General features: G+C 57.8%; 17 protein-coding genes. 5 read left to right on the plus strand and 12 right to left on the minus strand.

Going from position 1 to position 19,367, the window contains the following annotated elements:
• Nucleotides 1-11: 11 nt before the first annotated feature.
• The 6 genes from ACTO3O_RS06170 to ACTO3O_RS06195 all read right to left on the minus strand — a co-directional run bounded on the left by ACTO3O_RS06170 (nucleotide 12) and on the right by ACTO3O_RS06195 (nucleotide 4,933).
• Entirely contained in the window at nucleotides 12-1,067 is a 1,056-nt protein-coding gene (locus ACTO3O_RS06170) for a DUF4934 domain-containing protein (RefSeq protein ID WP_297830553.1), read from the minus strand.
• Between the two features lie 54 nt (nucleotides 1,068-1,121).
• The gene (locus tag ACTO3O_RS06175) at nucleotides 1,122-1,379 is read right to left on the minus strand and encodes a hypothetical protein (protein ID WP_297830554.1); all 258 of its coding nucleotides are present in this window, start codon (nucleotides 1,377-1,379) and stop codon (nucleotides 1,122-1,124) included.
• A 196-nt stretch (nucleotides 1,380-1,575) separates the two neighbouring features.
• Complete coding sequence (locus tag ACTO3O_RS06180) at nucleotides 1,576-2,826, minus strand: DUF4934 domain-containing protein (RefSeq protein WP_297830556.1); 1,251 nt, start codon at nucleotides 2,824-2,826, stop codon at nucleotides 1,576-1,578.
• Nucleotides 2,826-3,113, minus strand: a complete 288-nt coding sequence (locus tag ACTO3O_RS06185) for a hypothetical protein (RefSeq protein WP_297830558.1) — start codon at nucleotides 3,111-3,113, stop codon at nucleotides 2,826-2,828. Before ACTO3O_RS06185 ends, ACTO3O_RS06180 begins: the two co-directional genes overlap by 1 nt.
• Nucleotides 3,114-3,348: 235 nt before the next feature.
• Nucleotides 3,349-4,074, minus strand: a complete 726-nt coding sequence (locus ACTO3O_RS06190) for a TetR/AcrR family transcriptional regulator (RefSeq protein WP_297830560.1) — start codon at nucleotides 4,072-4,074, stop codon at nucleotides 3,349-3,351.
• Nucleotides 4,075-4,081: 7 nt separating this feature from the next.
• Nucleotides 4,082-4,933, minus strand: coding sequence for a TetR/AcrR family transcriptional regulator (locus ACTO3O_RS06195; protein ID WP_297830562.1), 852 nt, complete (start codon nucleotides 4,931-4,933; stop codon nucleotides 4,082-4,084).
• A 1,890-nt stretch (nucleotides 4,934-6,823) separates the two neighbouring features.
• Between ACTO3O_RS06195 and kbl the strand changes: the two genes are divergently transcribed.
• Together kbl and ACTO3O_RS06205 are read left to right on the plus strand one after the other, a co-directional pair.
• Nucleotides 6,824-8,014 (plus strand): glycine C-acetyltransferase, encoded by a 1,191-nt coding sequence (gene kbl, locus ACTO3O_RS06200; protein WP_297625217.1) that lies wholly within the window; start codon nucleotides 6,824-6,826, stop codon nucleotides 8,012-8,014.
• 414 nt (nucleotides 8,015-8,428) lie between these two features.
• Entirely contained in the window at nucleotides 8,429-8,587 is a 159-nt protein-coding gene (locus tag ACTO3O_RS06205) for a hypothetical protein (RefSeq protein ID WP_297830564.1), read from the plus strand.
• Between the two features lie 1,197 nt (nucleotides 8,588-9,784).
• On the opposite strand, the gene queG is transcribed toward ACTO3O_RS06205, so the two are convergent.
• The 6 genes from queG to ACTO3O_RS06235 form a co-directional block, all read right to left on the minus strand.
• Nucleotides 9,785-10,720 carry a tRNA epoxyqueuosine(34) reductase QueG gene (gene queG, locus ACTO3O_RS06210; RefSeq protein ID WP_297830566.1) on the minus strand — a complete coding sequence of 312 codons (936 nt, stop codon included), beginning with the start codon at nucleotides 10,718-10,720 and terminating at the stop codon, nucleotides 9,785-9,787.
• A 13-nt stretch (nucleotides 10,721-10,733) separates the two neighbouring features.
• Complete coding sequence (pepE, locus tag ACTO3O_RS06215) at nucleotides 10,734-11,456, minus strand: dipeptidase PepE (protein WP_297830568.1); 723 nt, start codon at nucleotides 11,454-11,456, stop codon at nucleotides 10,734-10,736.
• Nucleotides 11,457-11,458: 2 nt separating this feature from the next.
• The gene (lgt, locus tag ACTO3O_RS06220) at nucleotides 11,459-12,334 is read right to left on the minus strand and encodes a prolipoprotein diacylglyceryl transferase (RefSeq protein WP_297830570.1); all 876 of its coding nucleotides are present in this window, start codon (nucleotides 12,332-12,334) and stop codon (nucleotides 11,459-11,461) included.
• Nucleotides 12,335-12,753: 419 nt separating this feature from the next.
• A complete protein-coding gene (locus tag ACTO3O_RS06225; RefSeq protein ID WP_297830571.1) occupies nucleotides 12,754-13,122 on the minus strand; it encodes a hypothetical protein in 369 nt (122 codons plus the stop codon).
• Between the two features lie 130 nt (nucleotides 13,123-13,252).
• The gene (locus tag ACTO3O_RS06230) at nucleotides 13,253-13,972 is read right to left on the minus strand and encodes a hypothetical protein (RefSeq protein ID WP_298081151.1); all 720 of its coding nucleotides are present in this window, start codon (nucleotides 13,970-13,972) and stop codon (nucleotides 13,253-13,255) included.
• A 459-nt stretch (nucleotides 13,973-14,431) separates the two neighbouring features.
• On the minus strand, nucleotides 14,432-15,517 hold the full coding sequence (locus ACTO3O_RS06235; RefSeq protein WP_297830576.1) for a lysylphosphatidylglycerol synthase transmembrane domain-containing protein: 1,086 nt from the start codon (nucleotides 15,515-15,517) through the stop codon (nucleotides 14,432-14,434).
• A 360-nt stretch (nucleotides 15,518-15,877) separates the two neighbouring features.
• Between ACTO3O_RS06235 and ACTO3O_RS06240 the strand changes: the two genes are divergently transcribed.
• The 3 genes from ACTO3O_RS06240 to ACTO3O_RS06250 are packed head-to-tail and all read left to right on the plus strand — an operon-like array spanning nucleotide 15,878 to nucleotide 19,096.
• Nucleotides 15,878-17,548: a Na/Pi cotransporter family protein gene (locus ACTO3O_RS06240; protein ID WP_297830578.1), complete on the plus strand. Its 1,671-nt coding sequence runs from the start codon at nucleotides 15,878-15,880 to the stop codon at nucleotides 17,546-17,548.
• Between the two features lie 23 nt (nucleotides 17,549-17,571).
• Entirely contained in the window at nucleotides 17,572-18,453 is an 882-nt protein-coding gene (locus ACTO3O_RS06245) for an endonuclease/exonuclease/phosphatase family protein (RefSeq protein WP_298081153.1), read from the plus strand.
• 43 nt (nucleotides 18,454-18,496) lie between these two features.
• Nucleotides 18,497-19,096: a DUF975 family protein gene (locus ACTO3O_RS06250; RefSeq protein ID WP_297830582.1), complete on the plus strand. Its 600-nt coding sequence runs from the start codon at nucleotides 18,497-18,499 to the stop codon at nucleotides 19,094-19,096.
• Nucleotides 19,097-19,367: the final 271 nt, after the last annotated feature.

Below are 19,367 nucleotides of genomic sequence, written 5' to 3' on the forward strand. Positions count from 1 at the left end.
CGACAAGGAATCTATTCGACGGTGTAGAAGATCAGGACGGCGTTGTCGTTTTCGTCGACTTGCAACCCCTCTCTATACGGAGCGTAACGGGGATTTTCGAGAAATTCCACCGCCTCTACCGCCTCCACAAACTGATTGTCGACGGAGCATACGATCAATTTGGACGTCGAGCCATTGTCTCGGCGACTGATATATTGTTTTCCGCTCTGCGGATGGTAATACCAGCAATATCGATCCTCTCCCATCGCGAATGCCAGTCCCCACCAATCCCAAGTCGGATGGAAGTTCAAGAAACTGGCGATTTTGTCTTTTTTGAGTCGCTCGAACATCTCTCTTTGCTCCAATTTTACAACATAGTCCGGCGTAATGGTATGCGTACCGAAGTCGAATTCCGTTTTCCGGATATCTTCTGGCCGGGGCCCCACGGTATAAACTGCCGAGACAAAGTCCGGCAAGTAGAACACTTGTCCGCCGCCCTGAGTAAAAGGCCGGGGAGCCTCGATACTGAAAGTCTTGCTCGCCAACACAGGCTTAACGGCACGAATGCTCTTATTTCCGGAGGGAAGCGCGACGGCCAGTGTGCCTTTCGGGTCGGCGGTGGATTTGAATGCTTTGAATCGATCCGTTATCCATAAAGCATCTGCCGAAATTTTCAACGACATGGAGCGAAGATAGTCTCCCGCCAACGAATAGAGCTGTATTTTTTGTTCCCCCAATGGGAGAACACATAACAAATTGTTATGATAACAAAAATCTTTTATCGCCACGTATTCCCGCGGGCCATGTCCTAAATTCCGAACTTTCGACAGATATTTGCCGTTTGAGTCGAATATCAGAATTTGAAACCGGTCCTGAACGAAAATATACCGATCCGTAGCTTGTACTCGGAAAAACCGATCTACGAAAGTTTCTTTATTCGTCTCCAGCGGAACGACTTTCGTCACTTTCAACGTGGGTGTGGGTGCGTCGAAATCGACGGTAATCTTATTTTGTCCGGCAACCGAAAAGAGGTTCAGACAGATACACGACAAAGAGGCAATCAGTAATCGTAATGTTTTCATTTCCATTAAAATGACATTCCCACACCAACTCGAGATGTGGGAACGAAGTAATCGGTCAGATTAAAACAGACATTCAGCGGAACCTTTCGGTTCGCAGATATGCGACCCGTCACTGTCCGTATACAAAACCCACCATCTTGCTCCTCCTCCAATATCTATAATACCCTCGTCGTTTACTGCCATCGCTTCGAGGTTGGCGAGGGTCAGCTCTTCCTGAATAGACATCGGGGTTTGTGCTTTGAGGTAGGTCATCACCGACCCGCCGCAAATCAGGGCTGCGCCGCCGGCGGCCAACAGAATTTTGGTCATCTTCTTCATGACTTCAAAAATTAAAGGTAAATAAAAATTGTGTCTCCCCCGAACGTTTTCGGAGAAATCACACCTCAAATATAATTCAAAGAACAGAAAACAACAATATTTTATCGGATTATTTTATTCTTAAAATTATTCAAAAATAATAGTTCCGACGCCGGCCAACGTCTAGATACTTTGACATCCCAAATATATTTGCGTCTCATCGTTGTTCTCCGTTCGAGGCCTCCGGCTCGCGTTCCGATAAGATAATAAGCACCGGGTTGGCATCCGGATTCAGCCCTCCGATGAATCGGGAAAATTCCGGGAATCGAGTCTTATATGCTTCCAGTTCACCGGCCTGCTGCTTGTCGTTCATTGTCTGGATCAGTTCCCACGGCTCGGCCGCCAAGATGCAGTGCCTGTCATCCGTCCCGATCGGGAGGGCCCTATAGGGGGTTATCGAGGCATCGGCCACCAGGTCGTCCCGCACCGAAGGCATCGAGACCGAAACGCCGGTTCGCTTGTCGGTGATATTCAGGTAATTTGCCTTGTTATACGTATAAAGCGACAGCACGAGGTTCCGGGTCTCATAACAGTTTACGTGCGCCCAGATATATCTCTGTTGATCCAGACATACATCCAGAAAGGCATCCAGATTGGGATACCCGCCCTCCAGTAATGTCTGCGGAAATTCGTACTCCCCCTTGTCGAAACGGAGGTACAGCGACATCGAATCCCGGTGCGGATCGTACTCGAAAATCCCCGGCCCGAAGGTCTCGTAAAACCGGACGGCTCCCTGTTTCGTCCGGTAGAGGTTGTTCCGCTGCGAGAAGGCCAAAAAACGCGCGATCTCCTTGTCTAACGGCAGATATTGTCCCGCAACGGTCTCCGTGGCGGCGTCGTACAGATTGAGCTTGAACTCCGGCCCGTCCGTAAAAAAATAGTCCTTGTAGAGCATATATCTGTCCCCCTCCATCGCCGTCATCTGCACCGCCCCGGAGACGTTTTCCGGCAACGTTATTTTCCTGACTACCTGCATCGAGTCCAGCGAGCACAGCATAATATGACGCCCGAAATCGGCCAGCACGGCTACCGTATGGCTCTTGTCCGGAACGATCGAGACTTGCGCGACGTTGATCGCCTCGCGCGGCCCTTTGCCTTTGGGCAACAGGCTGCCGAGGTATTGTCCTGACCGGCCGAAAACATGAATCCACCCGTCGGCGGCCTGAGCCCGGACGATCAGCATCGTATCCTGAACGATGACCTGCTGTACATTGGCCAGCTGGATGCCTTTCAGCTCGATCATTTCGGCCCGGTCGAACCAATGGGAGAGATTTTGTTCCGCCTGCTCGGGCGCGATCTTGGTCGAAATTCGCGCCGTCGGCGCGTCGGGTCGGACACGGCAACCTAAAAACAGGGCTACGGTAAATACCGTAGCCGCCTGTACAAAAAACGAGAATTTCACTTTCATTAATATTTATTACAAAAAGTGCCGATGCTGCAAATACTATTGTCTCTGTTGCCACATCCTCTTGCTCCTACCGGTTCGATGCAATAATAATTCGCTGCGTTGTCATAGTTAATATGTTCTCCCGGTTCCAGGTCTAATTTGTCCAGATCTTTGAGAGCCATCGCTTCGAGGTTGGCGAGGGTCAGTTCTTCCTGAATAGTCATCGGGGTTTGTGCTTTGAGGTAGGTCATCACAGACCCGCCGCAAATCAGGGCTGCGCCGCCGGCGGCCAGCAGAATTTTAGTCATTTTCTTTATCACTTCAAAAATTAAAGGTAAATAAAAAGCGTGTCTTTCCGAAAGTTTTCAGAGAAATCACACTTCAAATACGACTCAAAGAATCGAAAGCGACAATATTTTGTTGAATTATTTTATTTCTAAAATTATTCGAAAATAATGGCTCTGTCGGCGGCAATAAAAACAGGGGGACTCGCGGTGAGTCCCCCTGTGGAAAATAGATGACACCTAAGTTTGTCGGAGGCGCCTACTGCAACGGAGGGTCGCCCAGAGAATCATCGGCGGAGACTTTATCCATAATCTCGGCGAATTCGGCGAGGCCTTTCTCGCTCAGAACGGGATAAAGGGCGTGTAGGGACATCAGGGCCAGGTAATCCAGCCGGTTGGCTACGTCGTCGGCGCCATAGGCCTGGTAACCGTAGTTGAGGCACCAGCGGGTCAAAACGTAATGGCAGGCGTGGATGTCTTCGAGCTGTTGGCGGGTGGCTTCTTTCCGAATATAGCCGTTTCCGGTCAGAAGCTGAACGGCGCGACGCCCGAGCGAAAGGTGGTGCTCTTCGTTGGCGCGGTTCACTTCCCGGTCGCGGGTCATGGCGCCGAGGTCGGAGCTGCGGAACAGCACGACGCCGCGGTATTTGTAGTCGAGGCGGATCCGGACGCGGTTGAGGAGGTAGTATTGACGGAGGTCGAGCAGGGTGGTCAGCGGGCGGACGAGGTGGTCGTATTCGTCGAGGTAGCGCTCCCACAGGGCGTAACAGATGTCTTCTTTCCGCGAAAAGTGGTAGGTGATGTTCCCGGGGCTCAGCCCCAGGGAACGGGAGAGGGCGTCGATCCGAAAGTCGACCATCCCGGTGTCGTTGATGAGTTCGAGCGAGCGGCGAAGGATGGTGGCGCGGGTCGAGGGCTCGTCGGATACGCCGGGCACTACGAGGGCGGATGACGTGGGGTGTTTCTCTTTCTTGGTCTGGGCCATGGCGTCTCTATTTTATCTGGTTGGCAATGTTTTTAAACTGGCGGCGCCCTTCGTCGGTGAGGTAGGGCAGGAGTTGCAGGAGCGAGAGGGAGACGTAGCGGTTCACGGCCTCTTCGAGGCGGTCGCCGCCGTGGTTGGCGAAGGCGTTGTTGATCCACCAGCGCAGGAGGGTGATCTGGGAGGCGAAGATCAGGTCGCGCAGGCGGGGGTCGGCGATGGGGCGAAGGCAGCCGTTTTCGGTCAGACGGTCGTAGCAGGCGTACATCCAGGTGCGGGTGGAGTCCATCCATCGGGCGAAGGTGGCGTGTTCGCGTCGCAGGACGCCGAGGTCGCCGAAGTAGTAGGCGGTCACGCCGACATAGGCGATGGCTTTGGAGGCGATGACGCGGAAGTAGAGGTAGAGTTGTTTGATGTCGAGAAAGGGGGTGATGATCTCGGCGAGGGTGGCACGCATGGTGGTCTCGTATTGCTCCCAGATGGCGGCGATGATGTCTTCCTTTTTGGGGAAGTGGTAGGTGATGTTGCCGGGGCTGAGGGAGAGGGCGCGGGCGACGGTCTCGATCCGGAAGTCGACGATGCCGGTGCGGTTGATGACTTCGTTGGCCATGGCGACGATCAGTTCGCGGGTGGAGTGTCCGGAACGGCGGCCGGAGGCGCGGGTGCGGTCGGCGAGGTCGAGGTGGATGTCCTGGAGGTCGGCGAGGTCGGGCTCGGCGCGACGGGGACGGCCGCGTTTGCGTTTGGGCTGGTCGAGAAGGGGGCCGTTCTTGCGCGGACGGCCGCGTTTGCGTTTGGCAACCTGGGGTTCGGTGGTTTCGTCCTGGGGTGCGGGATGGAGGGGTTTGGTGGATGTGCTCATCGTGTTTCCGTTTTTGTTTCCCGGGCGCCCGGGGTGGCGAGGGCGGCTGGAGGGGTGAGGGTTTGGTGCTCTTTCCGATCTTCGTCCGGGGGAGCGGGGGCTCGGGGAGGGGTGGAACCGAAAAGTAAACCAATTTCAATCAAATATATGAATTATATCGGATAAATTTTACGGTTCGAACGAAGAAAGGGGGCGGCTGGCTGAATTTTTTCCAAAACTGCTGCGGGTGTCGCGGATTTTCCTGCAAATTTCTTGCCAATCTTCATCTTCGGAGCGGGGAGTATTGTGTTTTCCTTTTTCGGCCCAAAAGAATAACTTTGCGTCTGTTCCGGCGGTTTTGTCGGTTCTTTGACGGGGGGTCGGCGCGGCCCCGGGCTTCCGCTTCAGCAATACGGGCGCGATGTATGGGGTGGCCAATGACGGATATTGTTGGGCGTCTGGGGGCAACGGTGCCAGTGGCATGTATGTGGGGTTCAATGTGACGTGGCTCAGCCCGGACGGTGGGAACAATCGGGCGTTCGGTCTTCTGTTACGTTGCCTCTCGGAATAAACGGACGCACAGCGTCTTTTGCTGGCTGGAGCTACCCTAATTGCGTTTTGAGTGCATCCCTGCGGTTCGCAGAACCGCGCGGGCCGATAGCCTCCCCCAGCGGGAGGCCCGCAACTCACCATGCTCGTTGAGTGCACCCGCAGGCTTCGGCCCGCTCCTGCTACACCCAACAAAAGTTCAACATCAGCCTGTCGGGTTCGTCCTCGGGCGCGCTTTGTTAAAGCAGTCCGCCGCGTGGGGTGGCGGCGAACTGCGCGACTCGAAGAGCCGAAAAGCACAGCCCAACCCACGGCCCAAAGCACTGCCCCGTGTCTACCTCACTGCGGCTCTGCTTTCGCTCCGCCGCGTTTACCGTCGCCCGCTGGGATTTCATCTCGATTTTGCTGTCGCAAAATGAGTGAAATCCCCATTTACGCGGGCGGGCGACGGATTTTTATGCGGAATCGAGTTTTTCGCGCGCCTTACGCGATTCATTCTATTTCGGCTCACCGCCGAAATAGTTGAATCGCTTCTTTTGGCGTGGCGCGCGGCTGCCCTAAGGGAGGGTACTGCGCTCGGGCCGCGCGGGCCCCACGTCCCGTGGACGGGAAATGCTGGCGCATTTCAACTGGCAGCCTCTACCCCCGTTCTTTGTCCGCGCGCTGGCGGAAATCTTATTCAAACGCGAACAACGCGTTTGAATGATTTCCTACTCCAGCGGTCGCGCGCGGGTCGGGCTTTGTCCGCGCGCCAGGGGAAATCTTGTCAAAACACACAAGTGTATTTTGACGATTTCCCTCTTTAGGCGGGGCGCGCGGTCGAGCTTCGAGCCGGACGGAACTGCCCTGCGCGGGCGGCGGCCGGCTAATAAGGCAAAGACAACCCTAACAAAACGCCCGATGGGCGCCCCAGCGGGACGGAGCGATACTACGTATCGCTTAATTTGTTCGGCCCAGTTCTTCGATGCGCGCCTGGAGAAATCTTGTCAAAACACGCAAGCGAGTTTTGACGATTTCCCTCTTTAGGCGGCGGCGCACGATTTAGTTTGAGGGGAATGTTCCTTTTGGCTTCGCGTTGCCTTCGGCTTCCTCGTGCTACCTCAGCATAGCCCATAAACGGTCTCTGCTTTCGGTACGCTACTCGGTTCCTCCTCGCCGCTCGGCAATTTGCAAACTGCGTTTGCATTGCACTCGCTGGCAGCGTCGGTTGTGAACAAAAAGAACAAAAAAAACTTTAGAGCGCATCCCTAAAGGGATGCGCTGGCCGGGTCTAACCGCATCACTCAAACGCACAGGGGACGCGATGCGGTTCGCGATTCCGAATACACAAATAATTTTAAAACTCTTAACTTCATAACTACGATGTACGGAAAAGTCAAACAGTACCTCAAGGATGAGCTGGCGGCGATCGACGCGGCCGGACTCTACAAACGGGAACGCATCATCACCACGCCGCAACGGGCGGAAATCAAGGTGGAGGACGGACAACGGGTGCTCAACTTCTGCGCCAACAACTATTTGGGGCTCTCGGACAATCCGAGGCTGATCGAGGCGGCGAAACGGGCCATGGATACGCACGGGTTCGGGATGTCGTCGGTAAGGTTCATCTGCGGGACGCAGGACATTCACAAAGAGCTGGAACGTGCCATTGCCGACTATTTCGGAACGGAGGAGACGATCCTCTACGCTGCTTGTTTCGATGCGAACGGGGGGGTGTTCGAACCGATCCTGGGCGAGGAGGATGCCATTATTTCGGATGCGCTGAACCACGCCTCGATCATCGACGGGGTGCGGCTCTGCAAGGCGAAACGGTATCGGTATGCGAATGCCGATATGGAAGATCTCGAAACGCAGCTCAAACTGGCGCAGGCGCAGCGGTTCCGAATCATCGTGACGGACGGGGTCTTCTCGATGGACGGCAATGTGGCGCCGATGGATCGGATCTGCGAACTGGCGGAAAAATACGATGCGCTGGTGATGGTGGACGAGTGCCACTCGGCGGGGGTCGTGGGGCCGACGGGGCGAGGGGTGACGGAGCTGTTCGACGTCCGGGGACGGGTCGATATCATCACCGGGACGCTGGGCAAGGCGTTCGGCGGGGCGGTGGGCGGTTTCACCACGGGACGAAAGGAGATTATCGACATGCTGCGGCAGCGGTCGCGGCCTTATCTCTTCTCGAATTCGATCCCGCCGGCAGTGGTCGGAGCGGGGATCGAGATGTTCCGCATGCTGGGCGAAAACGACGACCTGCACGCGAAGCTGGCGGAAAATGTGACCTATTTCCGCGACCGGATGATTGCGGCGGGGTTCGATATCAAACCGACGCAATCGGCGATCTGTGCGGTGATGCTGTACGATGCGAAGCTGTCGCAGGTGTTCGCGGCGAGGTTGCTGGAGGAGGGGATTTATGTGACGGGGTTCTACTATCCGGTGGTGCCGAAGGATCAGGCGCGGATCCGGGTACAGGTGTCGGCGGGACACGAACGGGAGCACCTGGATCGGTGTGTGGAGGCGTTCACGAAGGTGGGACGGGAGCTGGGGGTGTTGAAATAACGGTCGGTGCCTGAACGGGTTATTGGCCTTGGAAAGGGTGTTCCGCGCTCCGCGCAGAGCACCTTTTTTATTTCGCACGGTTCATTGTTTCGGGGGCTATTTGGCACGTTGCGCGGCACAGCCGCTCCCCGGCCCCGGGCTTCCGCGACCACTCTTCGGGCGCGCAGAAGAGCAACGGCAACCACGGGTTCAGTTGGTCGTCCGCGAGTAATGGGATTCGAGGTGTGTACTTGACTTTCGACGTGACGTATCTTAACCCCTATATCGCGAACTTCCGCGTCTTCGGTTTTCAGTTGCGGTGCCTCTCGGAATAAACGGGCAGGAGGCCCGCGGGCAATTTAGGATAGAGGCGCCCAGCTTTTGAGGGCCGAGCGGCGCGCCCCGGGCTACCGCGGAGCCGGCAATGAAGAATGGATGGGCGGTTTAGCTTATGTCGGGGCTTACGGATACAGCTGGGCTTCTACGGTCAACGAGAAAAACGGCATGTATATGGCTGCCTATGTAACCTGGCTTGAACCATGTAGCAGCAGTTTTCGTGCCTTCGGTTTTCAGTTGCGTTGCCTCTCGGAATAAACGGGCAGGAGGCCCGCGGGGGCAAGGGGCTGGAGCTGCCCCATGTAGCCGAACTTTATGCGGCCGGACGCCCGGGAGGAACAGCAACTCTCGGCGCGGAGCGGCGTGTTGCGGGCCTCCCGAGGGGGAGGCGTCCGGCCCGCGCGACCCTAAAGGGTCGCAAGAGCTCAGCCCCATTTACTGATCATGTCTGTCGGGTTCGGGCTGCGCGCTCCCCGGGTGGGCCAAAGGCCCAGCGCGCAAGCCCGGCGGTTCTACGAACCGCAAGAGCAACGCCCATTCGTCCGCACCCTGTTTGCAGTCGCCGCCAGCGGTGAATGCAACGAGCCCCGTCGAGTTGCAGTCCGCCGCGCGGGGTGGCGGCGAACTGCGCGGCTCAAAGAGCCGCAGAAGCTCGGCCAACAGTTCAGCCCAATCCACCGCCCGAAGAACAAGCACAGCCCAAAGCGTACCCCAATTCTCCGCCCCGTGTCCGCCTCACTGCGGCTCCGCTGTCGCTCCGCCGCTGGGATTTCATCTCGATTTTGCTATCACAAAACGAGCGAAATCCCTCTTTAGGCGGGCGGGCGACGGGGTTTTGCGCGGGATCGAGTTTTTTCGCGCGCCTGCGCGATTCATCTATATTCGGCTACCGCCGAAATAGCTGAATCGCTTTTTTAGGCGTGGCGCGCGAGCAACAGGAAAGTAATAACGGCCGCGCGCCATGACGCGAACGCGTCGGCCAAGCGGGCCCCACGTCCCGTGGACGGGAAATGCTGACGCATTTCCACTGCCAGCCTCTACCTCCGTTCTCTGTCCGCGCGCTGGCGGAAATCTTATTCAAACGCATCGCGCGCGGATGAGTTTTGTCCCGCCTGAAACTGCCCTACGCGGGCGGCGGACGGCTAATAAGGCAAAGACAACCCTAACAAAACGCCCGATGGGCGCACCGGAGGGACGGAGCGATACTACGTATCGCTTAATCTGTTCGGCCCAGTTCTTTGATGCGCGCCTTGGGAAATCTTGTCAAAATGCACTTGTGCATTTTGACAAGATTTTCCTTTTACGGCGGCGGCGCGCGATCTGGTCATTGCCCCGGCTAGAACTGTTCTCTTTGTGAACAAAGAGAACCAGAAAAACTTTAGAGCGCATCCCTACGGGATGCTCTGGCCGGGTCTGCCCTAACCTCGCGGCAGCCTCTACCCCGATAGGATGGCGCTACGGCAGGGAGGTGCGGAGCTTCGATAGACCGGCACGAAACAAAGGACTCGCACCGAAACGCTCGACAAACTCGGCGGCGGACATCTCCTGCCACTCTTCCGCTGTCACTGACAACTGGGCCGGATTCGCCTCCAGGCCGGAACCGACCGGAGATAACGGCATCTCGGCCTGGTTGTTATACGGGCAGACCTCCATGCAACGGTCGCAACCGAAAATCCGTCCTGCCAAAGCTGCACGAAACTCTGCCTCCACCGCTTCGCGACGTTCGATGGTCTGGTAAGAGAGGCACCGACGCGCATCGAGCGTCCGGGGTGCGACGATTGCGCCGGTGGGACAGGCTTCCATACACCGGCTGCAACTGCCGCAGCCGTTCGGCACGCTGACCGGCGGGACGTAATCGTCCGGCAGCGGGACGTCCAACAACAACAGACCGATGAGGGTGAAGCTCCCCAAGCGGGGATGAACCAACATCGAGCTGCGACCTACCCATCCCAAGCCGGCCCGAACGGCCCAGGCCCGTTCGAAAGCCGGGGCGCTGTCGACCACTGCCCGACCCTTGGCCGCTGCAAACCTTTCATGGCGGCGAATCGCGTCCAACAAATGCCGCATGTTCCGCTTCAGGACGTCGTGGTAATCCCGACCCCAGGCGAAACGGGCGATTCGAGGCACTCCTTCCGGCTGGCGCACGGCGGGAGGACGGCGATAGGAGGTCAGGGTCACGACCACGCTGCGAACTTCGGGAAACAGTCTCCGCAGATCGTGCCGATAGGCGGCCGAACGGGCCAAATACCCCATATCGGCGCCGTAACCGGCCGAAAGCCATCTCTGAAAGCGTTCCCGCTCGGCTTCCAACGGGGCATAAGCGACGACACCTGCGGCCGAAAAGCCGCAGGTGTCGCATTCGTTCCGGACGATTTCATCCAGTCTGTCCATAAAACCGAGGGGGTCAGTCGTTCAACAAAAACGAGAGCTCTTCACCCGCTGCCAACTCGCGCGGAGGGGTTCCGTAACGGAACAGCCGCATGGTGCGGGGCCCGATCAGCGAGAGGGTCCGCCCTTCGACCCGCAGCATGCACCCTTCGCGCAATCCGGCGACGCGCATCCCCTTATTTGCCGCGATATACTCTTCGATCCGCATCTCGCGCGTCTCGCCGGCATGTCCTTCGGGATGGGCATCGAGATAGTGCGGGTTGATCTGGAAGGGAATGAGTCCCAAGGCTTTGAACGAGAGGGGTTCCACGATCGGCATGTCGTTGGTGGTGCAGATCGTGGGGCAGCTCATATTGGAGCCGGCGCTCCACCCGATATAGGGCACGCCGCGCTCCAGAACGGCTTCGCGAATGGGTTCGTAGAGGCCCTGATCCTGCATGGTCTTGGCCAGGTGGAAGGTGTTGCCGCCTCCCACGACAATCGCCTGCGCATTCCGAACGGCTTGCACCGGATCGGCGTAGGTGTGGACGGAGTCGACTTCGACGCCGAACTCGGCGAAGCGGTTGGCGACTTTGGCCTGGTAGTCGTCGTAGCTGAAGGTCACGGCGGCGTAGGGGACGAACAGCACGCGTTTCACGGGGGTGGCCGAAACGGCCAGAAAATCGGCGATCTGCGGTTTGGGGTATTCCAGATAGGCTTCGCCTGCGTTGGTGGAGTTGCTGATAAGGAGAAGACGCATGGTTATTTACGTTTTTTAATGGTAGGGTTCGGAGCGGGGTTCGCGAGCGGCATATCGGTATATGGTTGGGCCGGTCGGCGAAAGGCCCACCACAGGATCGCGCCGCCGGCAACGATGAATGGCAGGCTGAGTATCTGGCCCATATTCAGGATCATATCCTGTTCCCACGCTTCCTGGGGCTGTTTGATGGATTCGATCAGGAACCGAACGCTGAAGAGCAGGATCAAAAAGAGGCCGAAGAGTAGGCCGCGTTTCTGCTCGGCGAGACGGGTGCGCCAATACAAATGGGCCAGCAGAAAGAAGATGGCCAGATAGGCCAATGCTTCGTAGATCTGGGTCGGGTGCATGGGTACGGTCTCATGGGCCCGCAGAAAAATGAAGCCCCAGGGCAGGGTGGTCGGGTCGCCGTAGATCTCGGAGTTCATGAGGTTGCCGAACCGCACGAGGGCGCCGGCCAGCGGCACCATCACGGCGACGCGGTCGAGAATCCAGATGTAGGGAAACTTCCACTTCCGGGCGAAGAGCCACAGCCCGAGGAGCAGCCCCAGGGCGGCTCCGTGGCTGGCCAATCCGCCGCCGCGAATATCAAGCAGCTTGATCCACGGAAAACTGTCCATGAAGGGGTGCAGGAAGTACTCTTGGGGCTCGTAAAAGAGGCAGTGGCCGAGGCGGGCGCCGATAATGGTGGCGAGAACGCCGTACAGAAAACCGGAGTCTACGAGCCGGGGGTCGAGCCCCTCGCGACGCACCATCCGGGCGAAAAGCCACAGGCTGCTGAGCAGGGCGAGGGCCCACAAAACGCCGTACCAGGCGATTTCGAAACTGCCGAACGAAAAGGCGACGGGGTCGACGTTCCACTCGACGAAAAGTTGTGTCATAACGATCTTGCTTTTGTTGACTTCCTGAAGTAACAAAGATACGATTTTCCTGTGTCTACCCGCAGGGAACTGCCGCTTTCTTGTAAGAAAGCGGCGCAAAGAACTTTCGTGATAGCTACGCTACGCCTCAGGCTCCGCAGTCCTCATTATCTGTGGTTCCTTTTGGGTCGGGGCAACGGCGCGCATGAGGTTGAGCTCGCATTAGCGCGCCGTTCGCTCCCGGCCCAAAGAAAGTCCGAGAGTTGGGCTGCCGGCAGCTTTAGGATGCGTACGCATCCTCCAAAAGTCTTTTGGGTACCTTTTCTTCAGAAAAGGTACGGTTCCAGCCGGGGCAAAGATAAAAAACGGATATCCTTACTGCTTGAGGCAAGGATATCCGTTGAAGGATGCGAGATTCAACAAGCTGTTGAAACCCGATATTACTCTTGTTCCGCAACCGGTTCCAACCGAATCAACAACTGGCGGATAATCGGATCCATATGGAACGGATTGTAGGTGTCCGGAATGCATAGCTCCACGACATACGACTTGTCGATCTGAGTCGGGGCCAGGGTAATCGAAAACAAGGCCGCCGTATCTCCCGGACTGAACAGCGCGACCGGATAGGCCGAAACTAAGGTGCCGTTCGGATCGGGCGTTACGGTTTGCATTTGGAAGTGTCGCCCCTCTTCCGCGGTCGTTTCCTTTCCCAACAACACGTTAGCGACCAAAGTCTGCGATCGGTCGGGCCGAGTCAGGCAAACCGGAATAGTCACCGAGTTCATCGACGGGGTTACTTTCACGACCATCTCTTCCTGCAGGAAAGAGACGCGCCCCTCGGCCCTCGGCCCGGTAAATGTCTGCGGTTCCGTTTTTTTACAGGCCGCTACCGAGAGCCCAAGCCATACAAGAAGCAAATACCGTTTCATCAATCACTAACTAAAGTTCAATGTGGAGCCAGCCCGAGGACGGTTTTGTCCCTGAAGACATAACCGTTAAATCGGCAATAGACAATTTGGACATATCGGCTTTTCTCCCAAATTCAAATTTCGAATTGCAACTAATTCTATCTGTCCATATCCCTTGTCCTATCGTTTCACCGGCAACTGTAGAACTGATATATTTCCAGTTTTGAGTTAACGTCTCGTTATAATCGCGATTAGCAAAAGTGAAATAATATTCAGCTTTGTAATCGTTCCATCCAAAGAGATTTTTCTTTTGGGCGGTTACCTGAATATAAACGATATCGTTAACCAAATAGGCCCACGCCCAGCATTTCTTTTTGCTGGTTTTGACAAAGACCTGATTGGTTTTAGTCTCTTGAGTAATGCGGGTCATCACATCTCCATTCCCGGCTGCCTGCGCCACGCGGTAATACATGGTCTGCTCGAACGAGTCGTAGTTGTAGTTCACGGCCTGACCGCCCACAATCACATCCCCGTCGGCGTTCAAAATCATTTCATAGGCGAACCGATTGGCGGCTACGTAAGGCTGGTAGTCCTCTTCTTCCAAATTGTCATTGAAAAGGAATTGGCCCTGGTATTTCGCCTTGAAAGCGGGGTATTCGTCCAACGAGCTCATCGACCGGAACTCTTCCAGAGCGGCTTCGCGGGCCATCTCCTGCGAAACGAATCCCAAGGAGTCGTACCACGCAGCCAAAGCCTGATTCGTCTTTTCCGAGCAGCATCGAAAGGGTCTTCTCAATGGCCGCTTCGTCGGCGAAGCAAAGTTTACCGTCGCGAACCGTTACGGTCGCCGCGGTTTCGGTCGCCGCTTTCGTCGGAACGGGCCGAGCCTCTTCCAAAAGGGCGGTTTTGTTGCAAGCGGTCAAAGCGACTGCGCCGCACGCTGCGAAAATCAGTTTTTTCATCATAAAAAGTAAATTTAGTTAATAAATAGTCCGAAAAATTCGTACGACATTATACGTATCGAATATTTCGACTGCAAATATAAAAGCAATAGAAATAAGGAACAAAAAGAATAAAATATTATATCAAATTTTTACGGGTTTTATTTTTTACTCTTGTGCGATCTGTGTGTACCGAGCACACTCGATCACTTCAAGGATTCCGAGTGCAAACATAGACAAAAATCCTATGCGCGCAAAACGGGCTGTGCTTAGGATTCGATGTCGGGCCCGACGACCGAAGAAGGTGTCTGCTCTTCCGGCCGGCGGCCGAAGCTGCGGCGGAGCCAGCGAGGCAGGATAATCACTCCCATAATCAGATACGGATAATAGGTCACCAGGCGCCACAGCAGCGCGATCACGGCTGCGGCACCGACCTGTACCGAAGCCCCTGCCGGGATCACGTCGCTCAGAAAGTGGGTGAAAATGTACTCGGCAAAGCCGCTACCGCCGGGGGTAGGCGCTACGAGCATCATGATCCACATCGCCAGCTGGCGGGCGAAGACCAAAAACTGGTCGCTCAGCGTGAAAAACGCCATGAACAACGCGTTGGCCACCAAATACCGGGAACTCCACGACAGAAACGTGGCTGCAAAAGACTGGAGCCAGAACAGGGGCCGATAGCGCCGGATCTCGATCGCGCTCCGGACGATACCGTTGCCCGCTTCGACGGCCCCGGCTTTCCACCGCCGCAACCCGGGCAACGAAAAAAGACGCACAAGGAGCCACTTCAACCCCCGGGGGTTGAAGAAGAGGCCGTAGCTCAACAGGAGCAGGTAGGCGAGTTTCAGCCCGTAGCCGATGGTGGCGAAGAGCATGAGCTGGTGGCCCATCGGCCCGCCGAAGAGGCGGTCGCCGCCGACGATGAAAAAGACGACCGGAAAGAGCAGGGCGAAGTAGAGCTCGTCGAAAAACGAGGTGAGCATCACGATCGCTGCGCTCCGGCCGACGGGCACGCCCTCTTTGTGGACGAAGACGATCGCGACGCTGGTTCCGCCGATGGCCGAGGGGGTCACGGCGGAGGTGAACTCCCACAGCATGGTGATCCGAAAGGCTTGTCGCCAGCCGAGGTCGTTGCGGCTGAAGAGGCGCAGGCGGATGATGTAGCCGAGGTCGCGACCGGCCATGAACACAAAGGCGATCAGCACGAACAGCAGGGCGCGCCAGGTGAAACGGATCGATTCGAATACGGCGGGGTCGAACTCGCGCCAGATCATCCACGCCACCCACCCGAGCCCCAGTACGACAGGGAGGATGATTTTCCAGAGTTTGACGCGACCGACGGTATTTTTCTCCATAGAAAAAGCTGCGTTGCAAGGCCGGCTCGGGGCCGGCGGTGAGTCGCAAAGATAAGATTTCCCGACCGAACGGCCAGCGGGTGGCACGCGGCGGCCACAGTTCGTCCCGCCCGGCGGAGGGGGAGGCGCATTCTCCGCCTGGCGGCTCGAAATCCATGCGGTCGAGGGCCAAAGGAGACGGCGGAGGGGAGATTGGGGCGAAAAGCGGCGAGGGCCGTTCGGCTCACCCGGCGGGGGGCGCGTTTTTCGCCCGGTCGCTCGAAATCCATGCGGTCGAGAACCAAATGAAACGGGCGGAGGGGCGATTTGATGCGACTGGCGAAAAATCGTATTTTTGTCCTCAAACAACTGCTCGGCTCCATGGATATTCTTGTACGTATTCTCCAAATCATCGGTTCGCTGGGGCTGCTTCTTTTCGGCATGAAGCTGATGAGCGAGGCGTTGCAACGGGCGGCGGGCTGCCGGCTCAGACAATCGATGGGACGGGCCGGAGAGACGATCGGCTCGCAAATCGGGGCGGCGGCGACGGTCACGGCTACGGTGCAGTCGTCGAGCGCGACGTCGGTCACGATCGCGGGATTCACCCACGCGGGGCTGATCGACTTGCGACGGGCGATCGGACTGATGATGGGCGCCAATATCGGCACGGTGGCGACGGTATGGGTCATCGCGCTGTTCGGATTCGCGCTGCGGGTGTCGGTCATCTCGATCCCGCTGGTGGGGCTGGGGTTCGCTTTCGTGCTGCTCCGCAAGAACCGATATCGCGACCTGGGGGAGACGGTCATCGGTTTCGCGCTGATGCTGCTGGGGCTCTCGGTGTTGCAGGCGTCGACGAACGCGGTGGCGGCCCATACGGGGTTTTTCGACGAGTTGGCGACTTATGCGGGGCTGGGATATCCGTCGATCGTGGTCTTCCTGCTGATCGGCGTCCTGCTGACGGCGGTGCTGCAATCGTCGGCCGTGACGATCGCGATGACGATGATTCTGTGTCAGGGGGGATGGCTGCCGTTGGAGACGGGGGCGGCGATGGTGCTGGGGGCAAATATCGGCACGACGGCGACGGCGGTGTTGGCGACGACGACGCTCAACACGTCGGCACGACGGGCGGCGCTGGCGCATACGGCGATCAACCTCTTCGGGGCGTTGTGGTGCGCGCCGCTGCTGCCGTGGATCGTGCCGGGAATCATTCTGTGCTTCGGGCTGTTCGGCGGGTTGGGGGCGGGCTGCACGCCGTTGATGCTGGCTTTTTTCGACACGGTTTTCAATCTGCTGAATGTCTTTATCGCGGCGAATTTCATCCCGCAGCTGATGAAGCTGCTGGCGCGGATCCTGCCGCACGAGGCGTCGGACGACCAGAGAAGGCTGCTGGCGCTGGACTCGGGGATGATCTCGACGCCGGAGCTGGCCCTGATGCAGGCGCATCACGAAATCGCGACGCATGCCAAGCGGATGCTCAAGATGTTCAACATGGTACGCGAGCTGACGTGCACGCGTCAGCTGGAGGAGTTCCGAAGGGGATATGCGCATGTGGAGAAATACGAACGGATTACGGATCGGGTGGAACGGGAGATCGTGGTTTTCCTGTCGCACATCGTCTCGCAGGACAACAGCGAACGGGCGACGGTGCGGTTGCAGCGGATGTTCCGCACGGTGTCGGACATCGAGCTGATCGGGGACGAAAATCTGGAGCTGGCCCGGACGATCCGGGCGAAACGGGAGCGGGATCTGTGGTTCGACCACACGCTGAGGGAGGATGCGGAACGGCTGTACGACATGACGGAGGAGGCGATCTACCGGATGACGCTCTGTCTGGAACATCCGGAACCGGAGGAGGTGGGGCAGGCGCGCAAGCTGGGCGAAGTGGTGCGGAGCTGGGCGGAGGGAAGGCGAACGGAGCTGCTGGCGCGGTTGGGAGAGGAGGGGGCGAATCCGACGGCGGTCTTTTTCTTTCTTGAACTGACGGAGCGGTGTGCGAAGCTGGTCGGCACGGCGACGCGCATGGCGGTGGAGCAGGCCGAGGAGGCGATGTAAGGTTTCGATGGTCCGTGAGACGCTTGTTTCTTCTCTTCGTTTTCGCCTTGTCGGCGGGCGGGCCGTTCCGGACGGGGGCGACGGAGCGCGGAACGACGCTGGTGGTGGCGACTTACAATGTCTGTAATCTTTTCGACACGATCAACGATCCGGGCATAGCGGACGAGGTGCCGACGCCGGAGGCGTGGCAACGTAAAACGGAGCGGCTGGGTCGGACGATCGGAGCGATGGCGCCGGATGTGATCGCGCTGTGCGAGGTGGAGAACGCGGGGGTGCTGGATGCGTTGCTCGGTTCGCCGGGGCTGGCGGGAGAGGGGTATCGCCATATCCACTACGATTCGCCGGACAGGCGGGGCATCGATGTGGCGCTGCTCTACCGGGCCGACCGGATGAGGCTGACGGGGGCGGAACCGATCCGGATGGCGACGGACTATCCGACGCGGGATGTCTTGCGGGCGGAGTTCTCGGTGGCGGGGGCGACGAGGCCGCTGGTGGTCTATGCGGTTCACCTGCCTTCGCGCCGGGGCGGCTACCACCGGGCGACGCGGGCGAGGGAGGAGATGGCGGCACGGCTCGATGCGCATGCGGCGGCGGACTCGGCGGCGGCGACGGTGGTGCTGCTGGGGGATTTCAACGAGAATCCGTCGTCGAGGCTGGTTCGCCGCCGGCTGGAGGGGTGGAGGCCGTTAGCGGCAGGGGCGCATGGACGGGGCGAGGGGTCGTATGCCTGGCACGATGTGTGGCTGATGTTCGACCAGATTTTCGTGGGGCGGGGAACGGTGGCGGAGGAGGCGCGGGTCTTTCTGCGGCAGGGGATGCTGACACGGACGGGACGTTTCGAGGGGTATCCGGATCGGGAGCTGAGCGACCATCTGCCGGTCTATACGCGCATTCTGTTGCGGTAAATTTTGTTTACATTTGTAATTACTCACTTAATCACGAATCGTTATGGCACTGACTATCAATCGCGACTTGCGCCGCAGCGCACAGACGGCTCTGGCCGGAAAATGGACGCCGGCGGTGCTGACTACGCTGGTCTACATGTTACTGGCGGGGGCCTGCTCGTACATCCCGTTCCTGAAATTCCCGGCCTCGCTGCTGGTGATGCCGGTTTTGGGTTTCGGGTTCCAGATCATTTTCCTGAACCTGATGCGGGCGGGAACGGAGCCGCAGATCAATGCGATCTTCGTCGGGTTCAACAACTATGGCAAGACGCTGGGGACGATGTTGCTGATGATGCTCTACACGTGGTTGTGGAGTCTGTTGCTGGTGATTCCGGGGATCATCAAGGCGTATTCGTATGCGATGACGCCGTTCATCCTGAACGATGAGCCGGAGCTGGGGGCGGACGAGGTGATCTGCAAGAGTATGGCGATGATGAGGGGGCACAAGATGAAGCTGTTCTTGCTGGACCTGAGTTTCATCGGCTGGATTCTGCTGGCGATACTGACGCTGGGGATCGGATTTCTGTGGCTGGTTCCGTGGATGGAGAGTGCGCGGGTGGCGTTCTATCTCGACCTGAAGCGGAACGCGCAGCAGGAGGCGTAGGGTGTCGGGGCGTTCCAGCCCCGGGCTACCGCGGGGGGAACGCTGGGGAACTGATCGGTCTGGGCAAGGAAGGGACTATGTGGTCTGCTTCGCCTGATGGAGGTTACAGTACGAATCTAAATCTCCGGCCCCAACATCTCTACACTGGCTTTGCTGACTGTCGCACATACGGTCTTCAGTTGCGTTGCCTCTCGGAATAAACGGGGACGCTCGGCACGCGAAAGCTATCCGGGTCTACCCTATCTGTGGATTGACTTTATGCGGCCGGGGC

The sequence above is a fragment of the Rikenella sp. genome (genome assembly GCF_056799795.1).

Excerpts from the sequence above, each read along its gene's own strand:
- ACTO3O_RS06170 (WP_297830553.1), bottom strand. The coding sequence starts at position 1,067 with ATGGAAATGAAAACATTACGATTACTGATTGCCTCTTTGTCGTGTATC.
- ACTO3O_RS06175 (WP_297830554.1), bottom strand. The coding sequence starts at position 1,379 with ATGAAGAAGATGACCAAAATTCTGTTGGCCGCCGGCGGCGCAGCCCTG.
- ACTO3O_RS06180 (WP_297830556.1), bottom strand. The coding sequence starts at position 2,826 with ATGAAAGTGAAATTCTCGTTTTTTGTACAGGCGGCTACGGTATTTACC.
- ACTO3O_RS06185 (WP_297830558.1), bottom strand. The coding sequence starts at position 3,113 with ATGACTAAAATTCTGCTGGCCGCCGGCGGCGCAGCCCTGATTTGCGGC.
- ACTO3O_RS06190 (WP_297830560.1), bottom strand. The coding sequence starts at position 4,074 with ATGGCCCAGACCAAGAAAGAGAAACACCCCACGTCATCCGCCCTCGTA.
- ACTO3O_RS06195 (WP_297830562.1), bottom strand. The coding sequence starts at position 4,933 with ATGAGCACATCCACCAAACCCCTCCATCCCGCACCCCAGGACGAAACC.
- kbl (WP_297625217.1), top strand. The coding sequence starts at position 6,824 with ATGTACGGAAAAGTCAAACAGTACCTCAAGGATGAGCTGGCGGCGATC.
- ACTO3O_RS06205 (WP_297830564.1), top strand. The coding sequence starts at position 8,429 with ATGGGCGGTTTAGCTTATGTCGGGGCTTACGGATACAGCTGGGCTTCT.
- queG (WP_297830566.1), bottom strand. The coding sequence starts at position 10,720 with ATGGACAGACTGGATGAAATCGTCCGGAACGAATGCGACACCTGCGGC.
- pepE (WP_297830568.1), bottom strand. The coding sequence starts at position 11,456 with ATGCGTCTTCTCCTTATCAGCAACTCCACCAACGCAGGCGAAGCCTAT.
- lgt (WP_297830570.1), bottom strand. The coding sequence starts at position 12,334 with ATGACACAACTTTTCGTCGAGTGGAACGTCGACCCCGTCGCCTTTTCG.
- ACTO3O_RS06225 (WP_297830571.1), bottom strand. The coding sequence starts at position 13,122 with ATGGTCGTGAAAGTAACCCCGTCGATGAACTCGGTGACTATTCCGGTT.
- ACTO3O_RS06235 (WP_297830576.1), bottom strand. The coding sequence starts at position 15,517 with ATGGAGAAAAATACCGTCGGTCGCGTCAAACTCTGGAAAATCATCCTC.
- ACTO3O_RS06240 (WP_297830578.1), top strand. The coding sequence starts at position 15,878 with ATGGATATTCTTGTACGTATTCTCCAAATCATCGGTTCGCTGGGGCTG.
- ACTO3O_RS06250 (WP_297830582.1), top strand. The coding sequence starts at position 18,497 with ATGGCACTGACTATCAATCGCGACTTGCGCCGCAGCGCACAGACGGCT.